The following is a 16,178-nucleotide window of genomic DNA, read 5'->3' on the forward strand; positions in this document are numbered from 1 at the left end:
CACACCCGCTTTCGGCTGCCCCCACGGAGGCCCCGCATGACGACGACCGACCACCCGCACGCGCCGCACCACGACCCGGTGCACCACCCTCCCCGCCCGGCGGAGGGCAGGCGTGAGCGCCTTCATCCCGAACGGAGCGGACCGCCGGGTCTCCTGGGCCGGCTCGGTCTCTGGGCTGCCGGCCGCCTGCGGCTGGTCGCCGTGCTCTGGCTCGTCGTGGTCGCCGGGCTCGGCGCCTTCGCCCCGCAGGTGACGTCCGCGCTGGCCGGCGCGGGCTGGCAGGCCAACGGCTCGGAGTCGGTGCGCGTCCGCGAGCTCGCCGAGCAGCACTTCGACGGCAACGCCTCCTCGGCTCTCCAGGTCGTCATCGCCGCCGACCGACCGGTGACCGACCCCGCTGTTCAGCAGGTCGTCGACCGGGCGATGGCGCTGCTGCGGGCCGACCCGCGCATCAGCGAGGTGGTGCCGCCCCAACCCGGCGCCACGATCAGCCCCGACGGGCGCACCGCGGTCGTGCTGGCCGGCGCGAAGGCCGACACCAACGCCATGGTCCGTGCGGCGGACGACCTCAAGGGTCCGCTCGGGGCGCTGTCCGGAGATGGTGTCCGGGTGAGCGCCACGGGCGCCTCCGTCCTGTGGAGCGACTTCAACGCCGCCAACCACGACGCGATGATGCGCTCGGAGATGCTGTCGTGGCCGGTGACCCTCGCGATCCTGGTGCTGGCCTTCGGCTCGCTGGTCGCCGCCGGGCTCCCACTGCTGCTGACGATGGCGGGACTGGCGGCCTCCGCGGGTGCCCTGGTGCTGCTCAACCACCTGACACCGACGTCCATCTGGGCGATGAACTTCGCGATGATGTTCGCCCTCGCCCTGGGCATCGACTACGCCCTGTTCATCGTCGTGCGCTTCCGTGGGGCGCTCGCCCGGCACGGCGCCGCCCGGCACGCCGTCGGCGAGACCATGGACACCGCCGGCAAGGCCGTCGCGTTGTCCGGCGCCACCGTCCTGGTCAGCCTTTCCGCGGTTCTGCTCGTCCCGTCACCCGCGTTCCGGTCCATGGCGCTGGGCATCATGATCGCGGTCGCGTTCGTCCTGGCCGCGACCCTGACGCTGTTGCCGGCGGTCCTCGGAAGCCTCGGCCTCCGGGTCAACGCGGCGCCCCTGCCGTTCACCCGTCCCACGGACCCCGCCGGTTCGCCCCGCTTCGCCGGCTGGGCCGAACGTCTGTGGGCGCACCCCTTGCGGTACGGCGTCCCCGCTCTCGTCGCCCTGCTGGCACTCGCCGTGCCCGTGATCGGGCTCCGGACCGCCATGCCGTCCGTCACCGTCATCCCCGCGGACTCCTCCGCGCGGACGGGTTACCTGGCCGTTCAGGAGGCGTTCGGTGCCGGCGCTCCCGGTGCCCTCCAGATCGTGACGCCGATCTCCCAGGCCGAGACCGCCGCCGTGGTCCTCAGGAGCAACCCCGGGATCGCGGCCGTGATGCCGGCGACGAACGCGGCCGACGGTACCGACCTCGCGCTCATCCAGGCCGTCCCGGCCGCCGACCCCGCGGACCCCGCCCTGCGGGCGACCGTCGCCGAACTGCGCGGGCACCTGCCCCAGCAGACGCTGGTCGGCGGTGCCGCCGTCGAGAACCTCGACCTTCAGGACGTCCTGAACGCCAAGACCCCCCTGGTCGTCGGAGTCATCCTGGCGCTCGGATTCGTCCTGCTCCTGCTCGCCCTGCAAGCGCCACTGGTCGCGCTGATCGGCACCGTCACCAACCTGCTCGCCACCACGGCCGCCTTCGGCGCCGCCCGTCTCGTCTTCCAGGACGGGCACGGGGCGGGACTGCTCGGCTTCACCCCGCAGGGCTTCCTCGACGGGTGGGCGCCGGTCTTCTTCTTCGCCATGATCTTCGCGATCGCGATGGACTACACCGTCTTCCTCCTCGCCTCGGCCAAGGAACACTACGAGCGCAGCGGCGACCCCCGCACGGCCATGGTCGCGTCGCTGACCCATTCGGGCCGGGTCGTCTTCGCGGCCGCCGCCGTCATGGTCGCCGTGTTCTTCACCTTCGCCCTCTCCGGCCCGCTGCCCCCGAAGGAGATGGGCATCGTCCTGGGCCTGGCCGTCCTGCTCGACGCCGCCCTCGTCCGGCTGGTCCTGCTGCCCGTCCTGCTCCGGCTGACCGGCCGGGCCGCCTGGTGGACCCCGGCCTGGCTCGGCAGGATCCTGCCGAGCCTCCGGTTCTCGCACGACTGACGCGGATCGGGACCGACGCGGATCAGGACCGCAGCCGAGACCCGGCAGGACAGGAGGACGATCCCCCGGGCCTCGCGCGGCGCAACGCCGATCCGTCCCCCCGACGGGAGACGGATCGGCGCCCGGCCCCGCTGCTCAGCAAGGCTGTCGCAACGTCGCCGCCACGGCGAGCCCCACCCGCGAGGACTCGCCGAGCTTCGCCATGATGCGTGACACGTGCACCTGCACCGTCCGGCGGGACATGTACAGGCGCTCGGAGATCTGCGGGTTGGAACAGCCCTCCGCGATCATGGTCAGCACGGTGCGCTCGGTCGCGCTCAGGGCCTCCCAGCCCGTCTCACTCCTGGCAGCCGTCCGTCGGTTCCTGACGGTGATCCCTTCCTCCCGCAGGCGCTGCCGGGTGCGGCGGGCGTCCCACGAGGCGCCGAGTGCGAGGTAGCCGTCGACGGCTTCGGCCGAGGCGGCGGCGGCTCGGTCCGACAAGCCGGCGCGGGCCGACAGCACCGCTTCGTTCTCGCGGGCGAACGCCGCGAACAGCGGGCGCCCCGCCGCGTCGTACGCCGTGGCGGATTCGGCGAGCAACGAGCCGTCCGCGTCGGCCAGCCCCCGACAGAGCGCGGCGGTGCCGCGCCTGTTCGGGGACGGCTGGAAGTCGGCCATCTCCTGGGCATACGCGGCGATCGCGGCCAGGCGGTCCGAGCGGCCCAGGCAGAAGGCCATCCGGGCGGCGTCCGGGAAGAGGTGGTCGAGGTTCACCACCGTGCGCAGTCCTCCTGACGCCCACAGGTACGACTCGAGGAGGTCGAAGGCTCGCGCGCAGTCGCCTTCGGCGTCCAGCACCAGGGCCCGAGCCCACCAGTGCAGAAATTCCGTGTGGGAGCGCACGGGCCGGACTTCGGACGCGTTGACGACGGCGTCGGTGTGGTCGGACCGCTGGTCTCGGCGCACCTCGATCAGCGCCGCGACCGCGTGCAGATCGGGGCCGATGCCCAGGGGGTCGATGGAGTCCAGGCCGCTCTGGACGGCGACCAGGGCGTCGTCCCAGTTTCCGCGCAGGAACTCGACCTTGGCGATGGCGGACTGGTACCCGGTCAGCAACGCCACACCGGCCCGCTCGCTCTCGCGCGCGCCCGTGCACAGGTGCTCGTGGGCCTCCGTCAGGCGGTCCAGGTCGGCCAGGCAGTAGGCCCGGGCCAGGTGCGGGGAGAGCTGGAAATCGGAGGAGATCCCCGTCGCCCCGAGATTGTCGAGGGCCTCAGTGGTGAGAACGAGGGCCTCCTCGACCCGCCTGGTGACCACCAGGACCGCAGCCTGGGTCGTGAGACCGTACGCCGTCGCGAAGCCGTCGCCGCTCTCCTGCCCGTTCCGCACCGCCAGGAGCGCGGCGGCCTCCGACTCCTCCATGCGGCTCATGAAGTGGAGCGCCTGCGCCTGAACGGCGTGGAACCGGGCCACCTGGTTCTGCGGGAGTCCCTCCAGGGCGAGCGCCGAACGGACCTCCGCCACCGTGTCGTCCAGCCGCCCCTGCTCCATGAGGGCCTGCGCGAGCCACCCGCGCACGGTACCCGCACGATCGATCGGGAGGGACCGTACGAGTGCGGCTCTGGCGGCGTGTTCGGCCTCCGCCGGCAGACCGGCCCAGAGCAGTGCCCGGGCGAGTTCGACGTCCAGGTCCCGGACGTCGTCGCCCGCGGTGGCGGTGGCACGGCGCAACAGCTCGACCGCGAGCGCCGGTGCCCGGACCAGGAGCGGATCCAGCGACGCGCGCAACCACGCCACGTCCCGTCGGCCCAACGGCCCGGCCTCCAGCACGTGCTCCGCGACACGCTCGACGGGCGCGCCCGCCTCGGCCAGGCAGACCCCGATCTGCTCGTGCAGAGCCGTCCGGACCGCCTGGGAGTGGCTCTGAACCACGGCCCGTCGGATCAGGTCGTGCCGGAACGCCAGCCCGCTCCCACGCTCCTCCAGCACTCCCGCCGCGAGCGCCTCCACCACCGGCTCCACCAGGTCGGTGGCCGGGAGCCGGAGGACGGCGGTCATCTCGGCCGCACTGAAGGCGCGGCCGAGCAGTGCCACCACGCGGAGCATCTCGCGGGTCGGCGCGCTCAGGGTTTCGAGCCGGTGGAGGACCGTGGCACTCAGCGAATCCGGTACGAGGGGTGTCTGCGCGCTGATCTCGGCGGTCGATCCCCGGAGCTCGATGCGGCCCGTGCCCGACAGGTCCCTGATCAGCTCCGTCACGTAGAGCGGATTGCCGGCCGCGCCCGCGACCAGGGACCGCAGCCGGTCACCCGGAAGGCCGCCGGCGAGGTCGGCGACCAAGGCGGCGACCCCGGCGTCGGCAAGGGGAGCGAGATCGGTCGTCGGGACGCCGGACTCCTCCAAGTCGCGCAGCAGTCCGGTGATGGCGGCACCGTCCGGTGCGGGACGGCACGTGACCAGTACGAGGAGGGGCAGCTGGTCCAACGCGCGTGCCAGGCGACGGACGACGGCCACGCTGGCCAGGTCCGCCCAGTGCAGGTCGTCCAGCAGCAGGGCCAGCGGCTCGGCCGAGCACCAGTCGTCCAGCGTCGAGAGGATGGCCTCGGCGATCAGGAACTCCTGGCCGACGGCCCCCGCCGGTGCACCGACCCGCTCGTCGCCCCGGAGCAAGCTGCGGATCCGGGCGACCCCGGGGTGTTCCGCGGCACCCACGTCGAGGCACTCGCTCAGCACGGCGAACGGCACCGACCGGTCGATCTCACCGGCCTCACCGCGCAGGACCGTGATCCCGGCGGACCGGCACAGCGCCTCGGCGAGGTCGAGCACGGCCGACTTCCCGATGCCCGGCTCACCACGGAACACCATCGCCTGGCCCGTGCCCGCCGCCAGTTGTCGAACCATGAGCTCAAGGCGCGTCCGCTCGGCTTCACGGCCCTGAACCGTCATTGCCATCCAGCTTCACTTTCCCCGTCGCCCGGCCATCACAGCTGCTCAGCGCCTCGGGCCGGCGCTCGCCGGGCCATCCCGGTGCCGGACAAAGTATCCCAGACCGCCGGCGGACACCCGGACTCCGGGAACGGAGGCTCGGGACCAGCCGACATCTCGCCGGTGCGTCGTCGACGATCGCCAATGCGATAATCCCGCGAATGAGAACCACCCGGGCGGGAGCGGCGCCGATCGGCCGGAGGACCGAGTCGTCGCAGCTCAACGAGGTACTGTCCGGAGCCGCAGCCGGCCGGGGACGCGCCGTCCTGATCCGGGGTGAAGCCGGGAGCGGAAAGTCCACCCTGCTGGGAGCCTGCGCCGACCGCGCCACGGAATCGGGCTTCGCCGTGCTCCGGGGCGCAGCGAACGAGTCGGAGCGGTACTTCCCCTTGGGGACGTTCCTGGACCTCCTGGAACGGGACCGGCCGTACTCCGGGCAACTGCGGGCGGAGTACCGGGCCGCGGTGGCGGCCCCGGCACGGCGCACGGCCGCCGGCATGACGGATCCGGTGTCGGCTGCGGCCGGGCGGCTGTTCCAGGTGGTGGAACGGCAGTGCGCGACGAGCCCGGTCCTCGTCGTGGTGGACGATCTCCAGTGGGCGGACGAGACCTCGGCGGCGCTCTGGACGCGCCTGGCCCACCATGCCGAACGGTTTCCGCTCATGGTGGCAGCAGCCGTCACGCCCGGCTCCGGAGGGGAAGCCGAGGCCGCCGCGGCGAGGGCACTACGACACTGCGGCGGTCTCATCGTGGATCTGGAGCCGCTGGTCCCGGACGAGGTGGCGGCCCTCGCGGTCCGTCAACTGGGCGGCCCGGTGGGGCCGGCCCTGCTGGAAGCACTCGGCGGGGCCGGTGGCAATCCGCTCCACCTCACCGAGATGCTGGCCCTGCTGCACCGCCAGGGTGCTTTGACGAGGGGGCCGCACGGGTTCGAGGTCACACCCGACCACGGCGACCTCTCGCTCGGGACAGCGATCACCGACCGGATCCAGCGGCTGTCCGCCGAGCTGCGCGCGGCCCTGCGGATCGCCGCCGTACTGGGCGCCGAGTTCCGGCCGGCCGATCTCGCCGCGGTGTCGCGCCGTCCGCTCGTCGCCCTCGTTCCGGTGCTTGAGGAAGCCCTCGCCGGGGCGGTGCTGGACCCGGTCGGAGAGCGGCTCAGGTTCCGTCACCAGCTGGTCCGGCAGGCGCTCGTGACGAGCACCCCGACGGCTCTGCGCGGGGCGCTGCACCGCCAGGTGGCGGAGGCGCTGGACCTGACCGGTGCACCACTCGACCAGGTGGCCGGCCACGTGGCCCAGGCCACCTCCGCGGCCACGGACCCCTGGCTGCACGGATGGGTGGCACGCCACGCCCGCGAGCTGGTCACCCGCTCGCCGGCCACCGCCCTGGAGATCCTGACCCGAGCCGACGCCGGGGCCGGTCGGGAAGCCGACCGGACCGGCCTGCGGCTGTGCACGGCCGAGGCACTCAACGCACTGGGCCGACCCCACGAGGCCGAGGTGATCGCGCGCCGGCTCCTGGCCGCATCCTCCGTCGAACCCGAGGCCGCGGCCGAGGCCTTCTGGCTGCTCGGCGAGGCGCTGTACGCCCGGTCGCCGACCGGCGCCGGGGCCCGGGAGGCCGCGGAGCTGGTGGCCTCCGCCACCAGGATCGACGGCATCAGCGAGCGGTCCAGGGCACGGCTGCAGGCCGAGGGCTCCTTCTACTTGTTCCGGTCGGACCGGCTCGACGAGGCCGCCGAGGCGGCGGTCGGCGCGGCGGCCGCGGGTGGCCGCTCGGGGGAAGCCTTCGCCGTCGCCTACGCCACCTGGATGCGGACGGTGATCGCCCGGGCCCGGGACGGCGACCTCGACGGCGCCGTGGACCTGAGCGAGCGTGGCCTGGCCCTGTCCGTGGACGGCGCGCATCCCCGGGTCGAACGGCTGCTCCGGACCCAACGACTCGTGATCGCCGGCCTCCGGGACCGGATCCCCGAGGCCGAGACGGAGATCACCGAACTTCGCCGCCTCGGCGAAAGCCCCCGGTCGCACGGTCAGCACTCGGCGGTCGCGATCGCCGCCCAGCTCTTCCGCACCGGCCAGTGGGACGAGGCACTCGCCGAGGTCGAGCATCTGGCCGCGTCCGAGCACCTCGCCGGGGAGGAACTCCCGCCCGCCGCCGTCCACGTACACGGCCTGGCCGCGTTGGTGGCCGGCCTCCGGGATGACACGTCCGCGTCCGAAGCACGGCTGCGGCTTCTACGGAACCACCCGTTGCGCACTCCCGCCGACCCCGGGGCAGCACAGTGGCTCGCGATGGCGCGTTCGATCGCCGCGGAACGTGCCGGACGGCCGGACCAGGCACTGGCGGCCCTGCTGCCCGTCCTCGACCGGCAGATCGCGACGGAACCGGAGGACCGGTTCGCCTGGCTGCCGGCCGTCGTCCGGCTGGCGCTGGCGGTCGGTGACCGAGCGACCGCCGAGACCGCCGCGGCCGCGGCCGCGGCCACCAGCACGGTTTCGTCCCGAGCGCCTCGCGTCGCCTACTGGGAGCACACCGCCGAACACGCCGCCGGATTGCTCGAGGCCGATCCGGCGCCGCTGCTGGCCGCCGCCGACTACTACGCGGCGTCCTCCCGCCCCCTGCGACGGGCGAACGCCCTGGAGGACGCGGCCGAGCTGCTGGCCCGGCAGGGGCGTGCGGCGGACGCCAGGCGCCGACTGGACGAGGCCGCGGCCGTCTACACCGGACTCGGCGCCACCTGGGGGCTCCGGCACGCACAGGCCCGGCTGCGCGCGGCCGGGCTGCGCCTCGGCGCGCGCGGCCCCCGGCCGCGGGCCGCCTCCGGCTGGCAGAGCCTGACACCGACGGAGCTGCGCGTCGCCCAGGGGATCGCCGACGGCGGCTCCAATCCGGAGATCGCCGCCGAGTTGATGCTCTCCACCCGGACGGTCCAGACGCACGTCTCCCACATCCTCGCCAAGCTCTCCTTCCGGTCGCGGGTCGAGATCGCCGCCGAGGCCGCCCGGCAGAGCCGTGTCGGCCAGGAGGCCTGACGAGCGCGGGGAAACACGCCGTGCGCGGCGCCCGTGACCAGCGTCACGTTGAACCTACGGCCGAACACCGTCGTAAGGCTTCGCGTGGAAAAGAGCACAGTCATCACGGCCCTCAGGAAACCGTTCGGGCTGATCGGCCGGTCCCGCCGGAACAAGCCGGGCATGCATCAGGACGCCTCGGGCGGGAGCAAGGCGACCGGACGCACGGCTGCCGACCGGTCGGACGCAGAAGCACCGTCGGGCGCTGCCATGGCGCGCCTGACCCGGATCCGGCGCGGCCTCATCGGTGACGGCGACGTGCTGCCGGGCCCCTACGGGCCGCGGCGCATCACCTACGCCGACTACACGGCCTCCGGGCGTTCGCTGGGCTTCATCGAGGACTGGCTCCGCGCGACAGTCCTCCCCCAGTACGCCAACACCCACACGGAGAGCTCCGCCACCGGTCTGCAGACATCCAGCCTGCGCGAGGAGGCCCGCGAGCTCATCCACCGCGCGGTCGGCGGCGCCGACGACCACGTCGTGCTCTTCTGCGGTTCGGGAACCACGGCCGCGGTGAACAAACTCGTCGGCCTTCTGGAACTGCAGAGCCCGGTCGGGTTGGCCGAACAGCACAGCCAGGCGCACGCCATGGCAGCGGAGCAGCGGCCGGTCGTCTTCGTCGGCCCCTACGAACATCACTCGAACGAACTGCCCTGGCGGGAATCGATCGCCGATGTCGTGGTCATCAAGATGGATTCGAACGGCCGGATCGACGAGGACGATCTGTGTACTCAACTCGGCCGCTACGCGGACCGGCCACTACGCATCGGCAGCTTCTCGGCAGCCTCCAACGTGACCGGCATCCTCACCGACACCGACCGCATCGCCTCCCTGTTGCACACTCACGGAGCCCTGTCCTTCTGGGACTTCGCGACGGCGGGGCCATACGTGCCGATCCGTGTCACCGAGTCGGCACCGGGCCGCATCGATCACAAGGACGCCGTCTTCCTGTCACCCCACAAGTTCGTCGGAGGCCCGCAGTCCCCGGGAGTGCTCATCGTTCGGCGGAGCCTGGTCCGCAATCGGGTACCCACCATGCCGGGCGGCGGCACCGTGGCCTTCGTGGATCCGCGGCATCAGTACTACCTCGACGACGTGGTCGCCCGGGAAGAAGGCGGTACGCCGGCCATCGTCGAGTCGATCCGCGCCGGCCTCGCATTCGGGGTCAAGGAGATGGTCGGTACCGAGCTGATCCACGCCAGGGAGGAGCGATCCTGGAACGCGGTCCTGGCCCGCTGGCAGAACAACCCGAACATCGTCATCCTCGGCGCCACCCACGTGCCGCGCCTGCCGATCGTCTCGTTCCTGATCCGACACGGCGACCGCTACCTTCACCACAACTTCGTGGTCGCGCTCCTCAACGATCTGTTCGGCATCCAGGCCCGCGGCGGCTGCTCCTGCGCCGGCCCGTACGGGCACCGTCTGCTGGGAATCGACGACGACCATTCGGCGGCACTGCGCGACGAGATCGTCACACAGGGCCACGAAGGCATCAAGCCCGGCTGGACGCGAGTCAGCTTTCCGTACTTCATGTCCGACACCGTCCGGGACTTCATCATCGACGCGGTCGACTTCATAGCCACGGACGGCCATCGCCTGCTCGCCGACTACCGCTTCACTCCGGACGCCGGCCTCTGGCGCCACAAGGGCGGCCCGGTGGAAGCCCCGTTGAGCCTGGCCGACTTCCGCTTCTACACCCTGGACGGCCCCGACTGGAACCGCGCCGACAGACCGGCCCGCCACGGCGAGAAGTCCCTGGCGGGCTACCTCGCCCACGCACGTCGCCTCGTCGCCGACCGCCCCGGAGGCATGGCCGAAGGCCACCTCGACCTTCCCGAAGGCTTCGAGGCCCTCCGTCACTTCCCCATCGCCGAGGCCTGCTTGCAGCCACACCCCGGTGACACGGAAGCCCGCTGAACCAGTGGGTGGGCCCGTTCGCGCACTGGACATCGCCGAGGGCCGGACGAGGCGACCGCGCGAGGCCGGGCCGAACCGATCAACGCCGCCCTCCGCGACCCGCTGATCGACTTCCTGGTGACCGGCGACCGGCAGAGCGCCGAAACGGATTCCAGCCGCTCCTGCGGCTGCTCGACGAGAACACGACCCGATGACCACCATGCACGAGCCCCTGACCGTCCGCCAGTTCGCCCGCCGCACTCCCCCGGCGCACGAGGACGCCGGCGAACTTCTGCTCCTCGCCCTGCGCACCGGTGAACTGCTGCTGGCCGGCGGCCGACGTCGTGGCGACGACGACCGCGATGGCGGCAGCCCTGGGACTGCACGGCTGCGCGGCGGACGTCACCGCCGGCTGCCTCGCCTTCTGCCTCCAGGCGACCCGGTGGAACCTGCTCACCGCCGGCCTGGCCGGCGCCCTCGCCTGGACCGTCCACCTGGTGCTCTGGTAGGAGTACCACCTCCCGCCGCCACTGGCCGCGGCGGTCGCGGCCACCCTCGTCGGCCTCGGCACCCAGGCCCTCGCACACCGCACCGACACCCCGGCCCTACTGCTCACTGTCGCGGGCATCGCACCGCTCGCCCCCGGTTACACCATCTACCAGGGCATGCTCTGCCTCAGCCACGGCCGACTCACCCCTGCCTGCTGACCATCGGCCAAGCCGCAGCCATCGGCCTGGCCATCGCAGGTGGCCTCGCACTCGGCTACACCACCGCCGACCGGCTCGCCCCCAGAGCCGGACACCAGCACTCGTAACACCCACAACCCGTGACCCGTGATCGGAGTGGAAGACCGCGCCTGCGCACGCATGCCGCCGACGCCGACCGCCCTCCGCCGAACCATGTCGCACGGCCCCGCCCCAGAAAAAGGCCGTTCCCCGCATCGCTGCGGGGAACGGCCTTCCGGCCTGCATGAACTTAGCGCCGACCGGGGCAACAGGATCTGAATCCACGCCCCCCTGACCCCAATTCACCCTGTGATCTTGCCCGCCGAAAAGACGGACATTTTTTCGACCACGAGTCGCAGAGTCAGGAATCCTGCCTCAGTGATCTCCATATTCGCCTCCTCGCGATCGTCCTACCGGTAACTTCTCCCGGTAATTTCCAGGATACTCCTTGATACGAGAATTCGAGCCCGCCGTGCGCACGAGTTCGATATGTGAAAATTCCCTCGCGTGACGTTTGAGCAGAAAATCCACCCGAGAGATCTCCTGCGCCTCACTCACAGTCGCAAGATCCACCCTGACCGAGGTGTCGCAGGGTGGGGGCCGGCGCCGTGCCGGGACAGGGAAGCGTCGGTGAGTCGTACGCCGATCCACGTGGAAGCCAGGCGAGGAAGCCGGCCAACGGAGAGGACCGCTGCGGGCAGACCGGGGTGCCCGTGGCGGAGTTCGAGACGAAGGTCGACCAACGCCAACCCACCGACCGCCCCTGCTCACCCCGGAGGCCGGGGCTGCGGCCGGAGTACGGTGGAGGAGTGCATCGTCCACGGCCTGCGGCCTGCTGCGGTGCCCTGGCGGCGGGTCGAGGCCGTCCACAAGCGAGCCCAAGGCAGGCGAGGCCTCCGCCGCCGAGTGGCTGATGACAGCGGCGTCCGACCCGGCCAACACGCGCAGCGGCACCGACCGCCTGACGGCCGCGGGCACGCCGACCGCAGACCCACGGGCAGGCGGATGACGCCGGTCGCCAAAGGACACACACCGACCATCGCCGGCCCCGACCCCGGCCGGCCCCCGCCGCCCGCGGCTGGTCCGGCTACTCGCGTGACCACTCGGTCTCGGCCTGAGGCCCGCCGACCGTGTGCCGTCCCTCCCGGACCCGGACCCTGATCGCCCGGGGCCAGGAGCCGGGTCGAGAAGGCGCCGGCGATCGGCACCGACGGCGTACTGCCGGCCGAGGACGAGGCGGCGATCTTCGCCCACCACGAGCTGGACTACGCGCCGGTCGCGGGCGGTGAACGCCGCCTGGCACGCCGACAGGACCCTCGCAAACCGAAGGAGGCCGAAAATGGCACTGGTGCTGTTCCTGATCATCCTGGCGATCGTGCTCGGCATCGTCGGCGTGGTCACCCACGGCCTGATCTACCTTCTGTTCATCGGCATCGCCGTACTGATCATCGCCGTGGTCATTTCCGCCGTCCGGTTCCGGCACGGCGGCCGCTCCTCCAACCGCTGAGACCCGCCGGAAGTCTGCCGATCAGTACTGGGAACCGCTCCGCAGTAGGTGCCCGCGACGCGCCGAGTCGGGGCCGCCGGTCCTGGACCTGTCCTGGACCGTCCTGGACCGGGTACCGGCGAACTGCCCTGCACGAAGGCACCAGGCCGGCCGGCACCCGTGCCCGGATGAGGCGAGGGACGCACGACCCTCCGCTCAGAGCACGAGGCAGCCCGGCGTGCGCCTTGATCCGACAGGGGGCGCCATGCGTAACACTGTGTGCCGTGTCGGATACGAGTAGAGGTGGCAAGGACGGCGCGCAGGGGGGCGCCGCGTCGAGCCCCGACGCCCTGCTGTCGGCGCTCGACGCGGAGCAGCTCGGGGTGTTGCGCCGGGTGGGGCTCGAGTGGGGTCGGGTCGCCGGGGATCCGCAGGCATGGCGGCGTGCGCTGCCGGTGGATCCGGATCTCGGTCGTTATCCCGCTCCTTCGGAGATCCTGCCGGTCCGCCTCGGTCGTTTCGTGCGGGTCGCCGCGGTCGGCGGACGACCGCCGGCGGTTGAGGCGACCAGCGAGGACACCCGGCCTTCTCGGCTCGGCCGGGTCGGTTCCAGGGTCCGACACGTGGTGCTCGGGGCGCCGCTGCGGAGCACCGCGATCGCGCACGAGCGGATGCGCAAGCTGGTGGCGTTGCCGGTGCTCTCCGCCGACGCGCTCTCCTCGGTCGCGTACGGGCCTGAGGCGATGCTGGCCGTCCTCGTCCTCGCTGGTGCCGCCGGGTTGCGGTACTCGGTGCCGATCGCCGTGACGATCGTGTTCCTGATGCTCGCGGTCGGGGTGTCGTACCGTCAGACGATCCGCGCCTATCCGCACGGCGGTGGTTCGTACATCGTCGCCACCGCCAACCTGGGCCGCTTTCCCGGGCTCGCGGCCGCTGCCGGTCTGGTGACCGACTACATCCTCACGGTCGCGGTCTCGATCGCCTCCGGGATGGCGGCGGTCACGTCCGCGGTCCCCTCGCTCGAACCCGACATCGTGCCGATCGGCGTCGTCGTGATCGCTGTGCTGCTCGCCGGCAACCTCCGCGGTGTGCGGCAGGCGGGTGCGCTGTTCGCCGCACCGACGTACGCCTTCGTCCTCGCGGTCCTCGCACTCGTCGCCGTGGGTCTGTCCGATGCGGCCGGCCACGGTTTCCAGCCGACGCCGACACCGCAGCTGACCGCGACCGAGGGCATCAGCCTGCTCCTGGTCCTGCGTGCCTTCGCCTCCGGCTCGACGGCGATGACAGGCATCGAGGCGATCTCCAACGCGGTGCCCGCCTTCCAGCCGACCGAGTGGCGCAACGCCCGCACGACACTGACCTGGATGGTCGGCCTGCTCGTCACACTGTTCGCGGGCACGATCGCACTCGTCCACCTCGACGGCGTCGTGCCCCGTGCGAACGAGACGGTGCTGTCACAGCTCGCCCATCGCACCTTCGGCTCGGGTTTCCTCTACGTCTTCACCCAGGCCGCCACCGCCGCGGTCCTGCTCCTCGCCGCCAACACCGCCTACAACGACTTCCCCCGCGTCCTGTACCTGCTGGCGCGCGACCACCAGGCACCGAGGATCTTCCTGAGGCTGGGCGACCGCCTGGCCTTCAGCAACGGGATCATCCTGCTCTCCGTCGCGGCGGCGGCGATCTACACGGCGTTCGGCGGCAGGACCGGCCCCCTGATCCCGCTCTATGCCGTCGGCGTCTTCCTCGCCTTCACACTGTCGCAGGCCGGCATGGTCGTGCACTGGTGGCGCCTGCGCGACCGCCACTGGCGCAAGAGCCTGGCCTTCAACGCCACCGGCGCCCTGCTCTCTGCGATCGTCTTCGTCACCGCCGGCATCACGAAGTTCACCGAGGGCGCCTGGTTCGCCGTGCTCACGGTGGGACTGTTCATCCTGGTGACGACACGAATCCGGCACCACTACGACACGGTCGGCGCGGCGATCGCCCTGCATCCCCATGCCGTCGAAGTCCCCAGCCGTACCATCACACCTCCGAGTTCGGGGGACGGCACAACACGAGCCACCGCACGGACACCGGGCGCCGCCCCCGGGGCGCCGCCCGAGACCACGGCCGATGCGGAGAGCGAGGAGACTCCCGAGGAGATCCACCCCCTGTCGATCGTGCCGATCGCCTCACTGAACCTGGCCGGCATGCGAGCGCTGGCCTACGCCGCCTCGCTCCAGCAGCCCGTCCTCGCGCTCCACATCAGCCCCAGCGCGGACGAGGCCCAACGCTTCCGCGAGTACTGGAACCTGTGGGGCGACCACCTGCCGTTGAAGATCGTCCTCTCCCCCTATCGCGCGATCGTCGCACCGCTGGTGAACTACATCGAGTCGCTGCACCACCAGCGCCCGGACCTCACCCTGACCGTCATCCTCCCGGAGATCGTCGTACGGCACTGGCGCCACCGCCTCCTGCACAACCGGCTCGCGGCCAGGCTGAGGAGAGCGCTGCGCCCCCTGCCGAAGGTCGTCGTCACGACCGTCCCGTTCCACGTGTAGGACAGCGGCGGCACCGAGCAACCCGACGTGTCCGACCGCGCACAGCGACCCGTCCGTTTCGTCGGGCCACCGGGACGGTTCCTCGTCCGCCCTGGAAAAGCCGGCACTCGGCAAGGGGCGGGCGCAACGGATAGTCGACCCCGAGCCGACCAGGGCACGGAGGTGGACACCAGGGCCGTTGGGCGGGCATGACAGGGCTCCGATGGTGGACCCGGCTGCAAACCTGGACAATCAGGTCATGGCAGGCCTTGAGGCGAACCCCGGAACAGTGCATCTTGCCCGTGGGGCGGGATACGTCAGCCCCGGCGTTGCGCTCGGCGAGTCGATCGGGGGCATCATTCGTATCGACGAGCACGGATGGGTGCACGTCACTCAGAAGGACGGATCTCGGGTGTCGTTCCCGCCTCATGCCGTGGAACGCATCAACTGGGGCGAGCACGCTTCGTAGATACGAGGCTCCGAGCCTTGCCGTGGGCAGAGCACGGCCGCCCCGCCGCACGCGGAGGCACCCGTGCCGTGCCAGTGAGCACGCCGCGGGACGCATTGTTCGGCCACGGTCGCCGGCCCGCCCCCGCGAGCCGGCGGTGCGCCCCGGTGGTCGGGCCTGCCGGGCGGGGCCGGGTCGTCGTGACTGGAGGGTGGCCGCTGTCACGGATGTCGCCGCGAGTGGTCGTCCCGGCCGGGCCGGCGGGCTGGTTCATCCGGTTTCTCGTTTCGGGCTCTGGTCGTCGACGATCTCCGCATCGACGACCTCCTCCTCATCGCCGCTCTGCGTCGAGCTGGTGCCGGCCGAGGCTTGCGGGCCGCCGGCCTGGGCGTAGAGGGCGGTGCCGATCTTCTGTGCGACGGTGGCCGCGCGCTCCATCGAGGTGCGGATGGCCGGGCTGTCCTCGCTCTTGAGCTTGTCCTTCAGGTCTGCCAGGGCCTCGTTCACCTCGGAGGTGACGTCGGACGGGATCTTGTCCGGGTTGTCCTGGAGGAGTTTCTCGGTGGAGTAGACGAGGTGTTCGGCCTGGTTGCGGGTCTCGGCGGCCTCCTTGCGGCGACGGTCCTCCTCGGCGTGCTGCTCGGCCTCGCGCATCATCCGCTCGATGTCCTGCTTGGGCAGGGAGGAGCCGCCGGTGACGGTCATCCTCTGCTCCCGTCCGGTGCCGAGGTCCTTCGCGGCCACGTGCATGATGCCGTTGGCGTCGATGTCGAAGGTGACCTCGATCTGCGGCAGGCCGCGCGGCGCCGGCGG

10 protein-coding genes are annotated in these 16,178 nt (G+C 71.8%); 8 read left to right on the plus strand and 2 right to left on the minus strand.

Features of this window, described 5'->3' with window-relative positions; all coding sequences use genetic code 11:
* The first annotated feature begins 36 nt into the window (after window positions 1-36).
* A complete protein-coding gene (locus AB0D10_RS39180; protein ID WP_360265541.1) occupies window positions 37-2,247 on the plus strand; it encodes an MMPL family transporter in 2,211 nt (736 codons plus the stop codon).
* Between the two features lie 135 nt (window positions 2,248-2,382).
* Here AB0D10_RS39180 and AB0D10_RS39185 read toward each other — a convergent pair whose 3' ends face one another.
* Window positions 2,383-5,181, minus strand: coding sequence for an AAA family ATPase (locus tag AB0D10_RS39185; protein ID WP_360265544.1), 2,799 nt, complete (start codon window positions 5,179-5,181; stop codon window positions 2,383-2,385).
* 194 nt (window positions 5,182-5,375) lie between these two features.
* Between AB0D10_RS39185 and AB0D10_RS39190 the strand changes: the two genes are divergently transcribed.
* The 7 genes from AB0D10_RS39190 to AB0D10_RS39220 all read left to right on the plus strand — a co-directional run bounded on the left by AB0D10_RS39190 (window position 5,376) and on the right by AB0D10_RS39220 (window position 15,386).
* Entirely contained in the window at window positions 5,376-8,252 is a 2,877-nt protein-coding gene (locus tag AB0D10_RS39190; protein ID WP_360265546.1) for a BREX system ATP-binding domain-containing protein, read from the plus strand.
* Window positions 8,253-8,285: 33 nt separating this feature from the next.
* Window positions 8,286-10,208 (plus strand): aminotransferase class V-fold PLP-dependent enzyme, encoded by a 1,923-nt coding sequence (locus tag AB0D10_RS39195; RefSeq protein ID WP_360265548.1) that lies wholly within the window; start codon window positions 8,286-8,288, stop codon window positions 10,206-10,208.
* A gap of 341 nt (window positions 10,209-10,549) precedes the next feature.
* Entirely contained in the window at window positions 10,550-10,696 is a 147-nt protein-coding gene (locus AB0D10_RS39200) for a hypothetical protein (RefSeq protein ID WP_360265550.1), read from the plus strand.
* Between the two features lie 21 nt (window positions 10,697-10,717).
* Entirely contained in the window at window positions 10,718-10,894 is a 177-nt protein-coding gene (locus AB0D10_RS39205) for a threonine/serine exporter family protein (protein ID WP_360265561.1), read from the plus strand.
* A 1,357-nt stretch (window positions 10,895-12,251) separates the two neighbouring features.
* Window positions 12,252-12,419, plus strand: coding sequence for a hypothetical protein (locus tag AB0D10_RS39210; protein WP_360265552.1), 168 nt, complete (start codon window positions 12,252-12,254; stop codon window positions 12,417-12,419).
* A 650-nt stretch (window positions 12,420-13,069) separates the two neighbouring features.
* The gene (locus AB0D10_RS39215; RefSeq protein WP_360265564.1) at window positions 13,070-14,938 is read left to right on the plus strand and encodes an APC family permease; all 1,869 of its coding nucleotides are present in this window, start codon (window positions 13,070-13,072) and stop codon (window positions 14,936-14,938) included.
* Window positions 14,939-15,176: 238 nt separating this feature from the next.
* Window positions 15,177-15,386, plus strand: a complete 210-nt coding sequence (locus AB0D10_RS39220; RefSeq protein WP_360265555.1) for a hypothetical protein — start codon at window positions 15,177-15,179, stop codon at window positions 15,384-15,386.
* A gap of 249 nt (window positions 15,387-15,635) precedes the next feature.
* On the opposite strand, the gene AB0D10_RS39225 is transcribed toward AB0D10_RS39220, so the two are convergent.
* Window positions 15,636-16,178: Hsp70 family protein (locus tag AB0D10_RS39225; protein ID WP_360265558.1), on the minus strand; the 543-nt coding region annotated here is incomplete at its 5' end.

Origin of the sequence: Kitasatospora sp. NPDC048545 (assembly GCF_040651155.1) — a bacterium.
In the GTDB taxonomy this organism is placed as follows: domain Bacteria; phylum Actinomycetota; class Actinomycetes; order Streptomycetales; family Streptomycetaceae; genus Kitasatospora.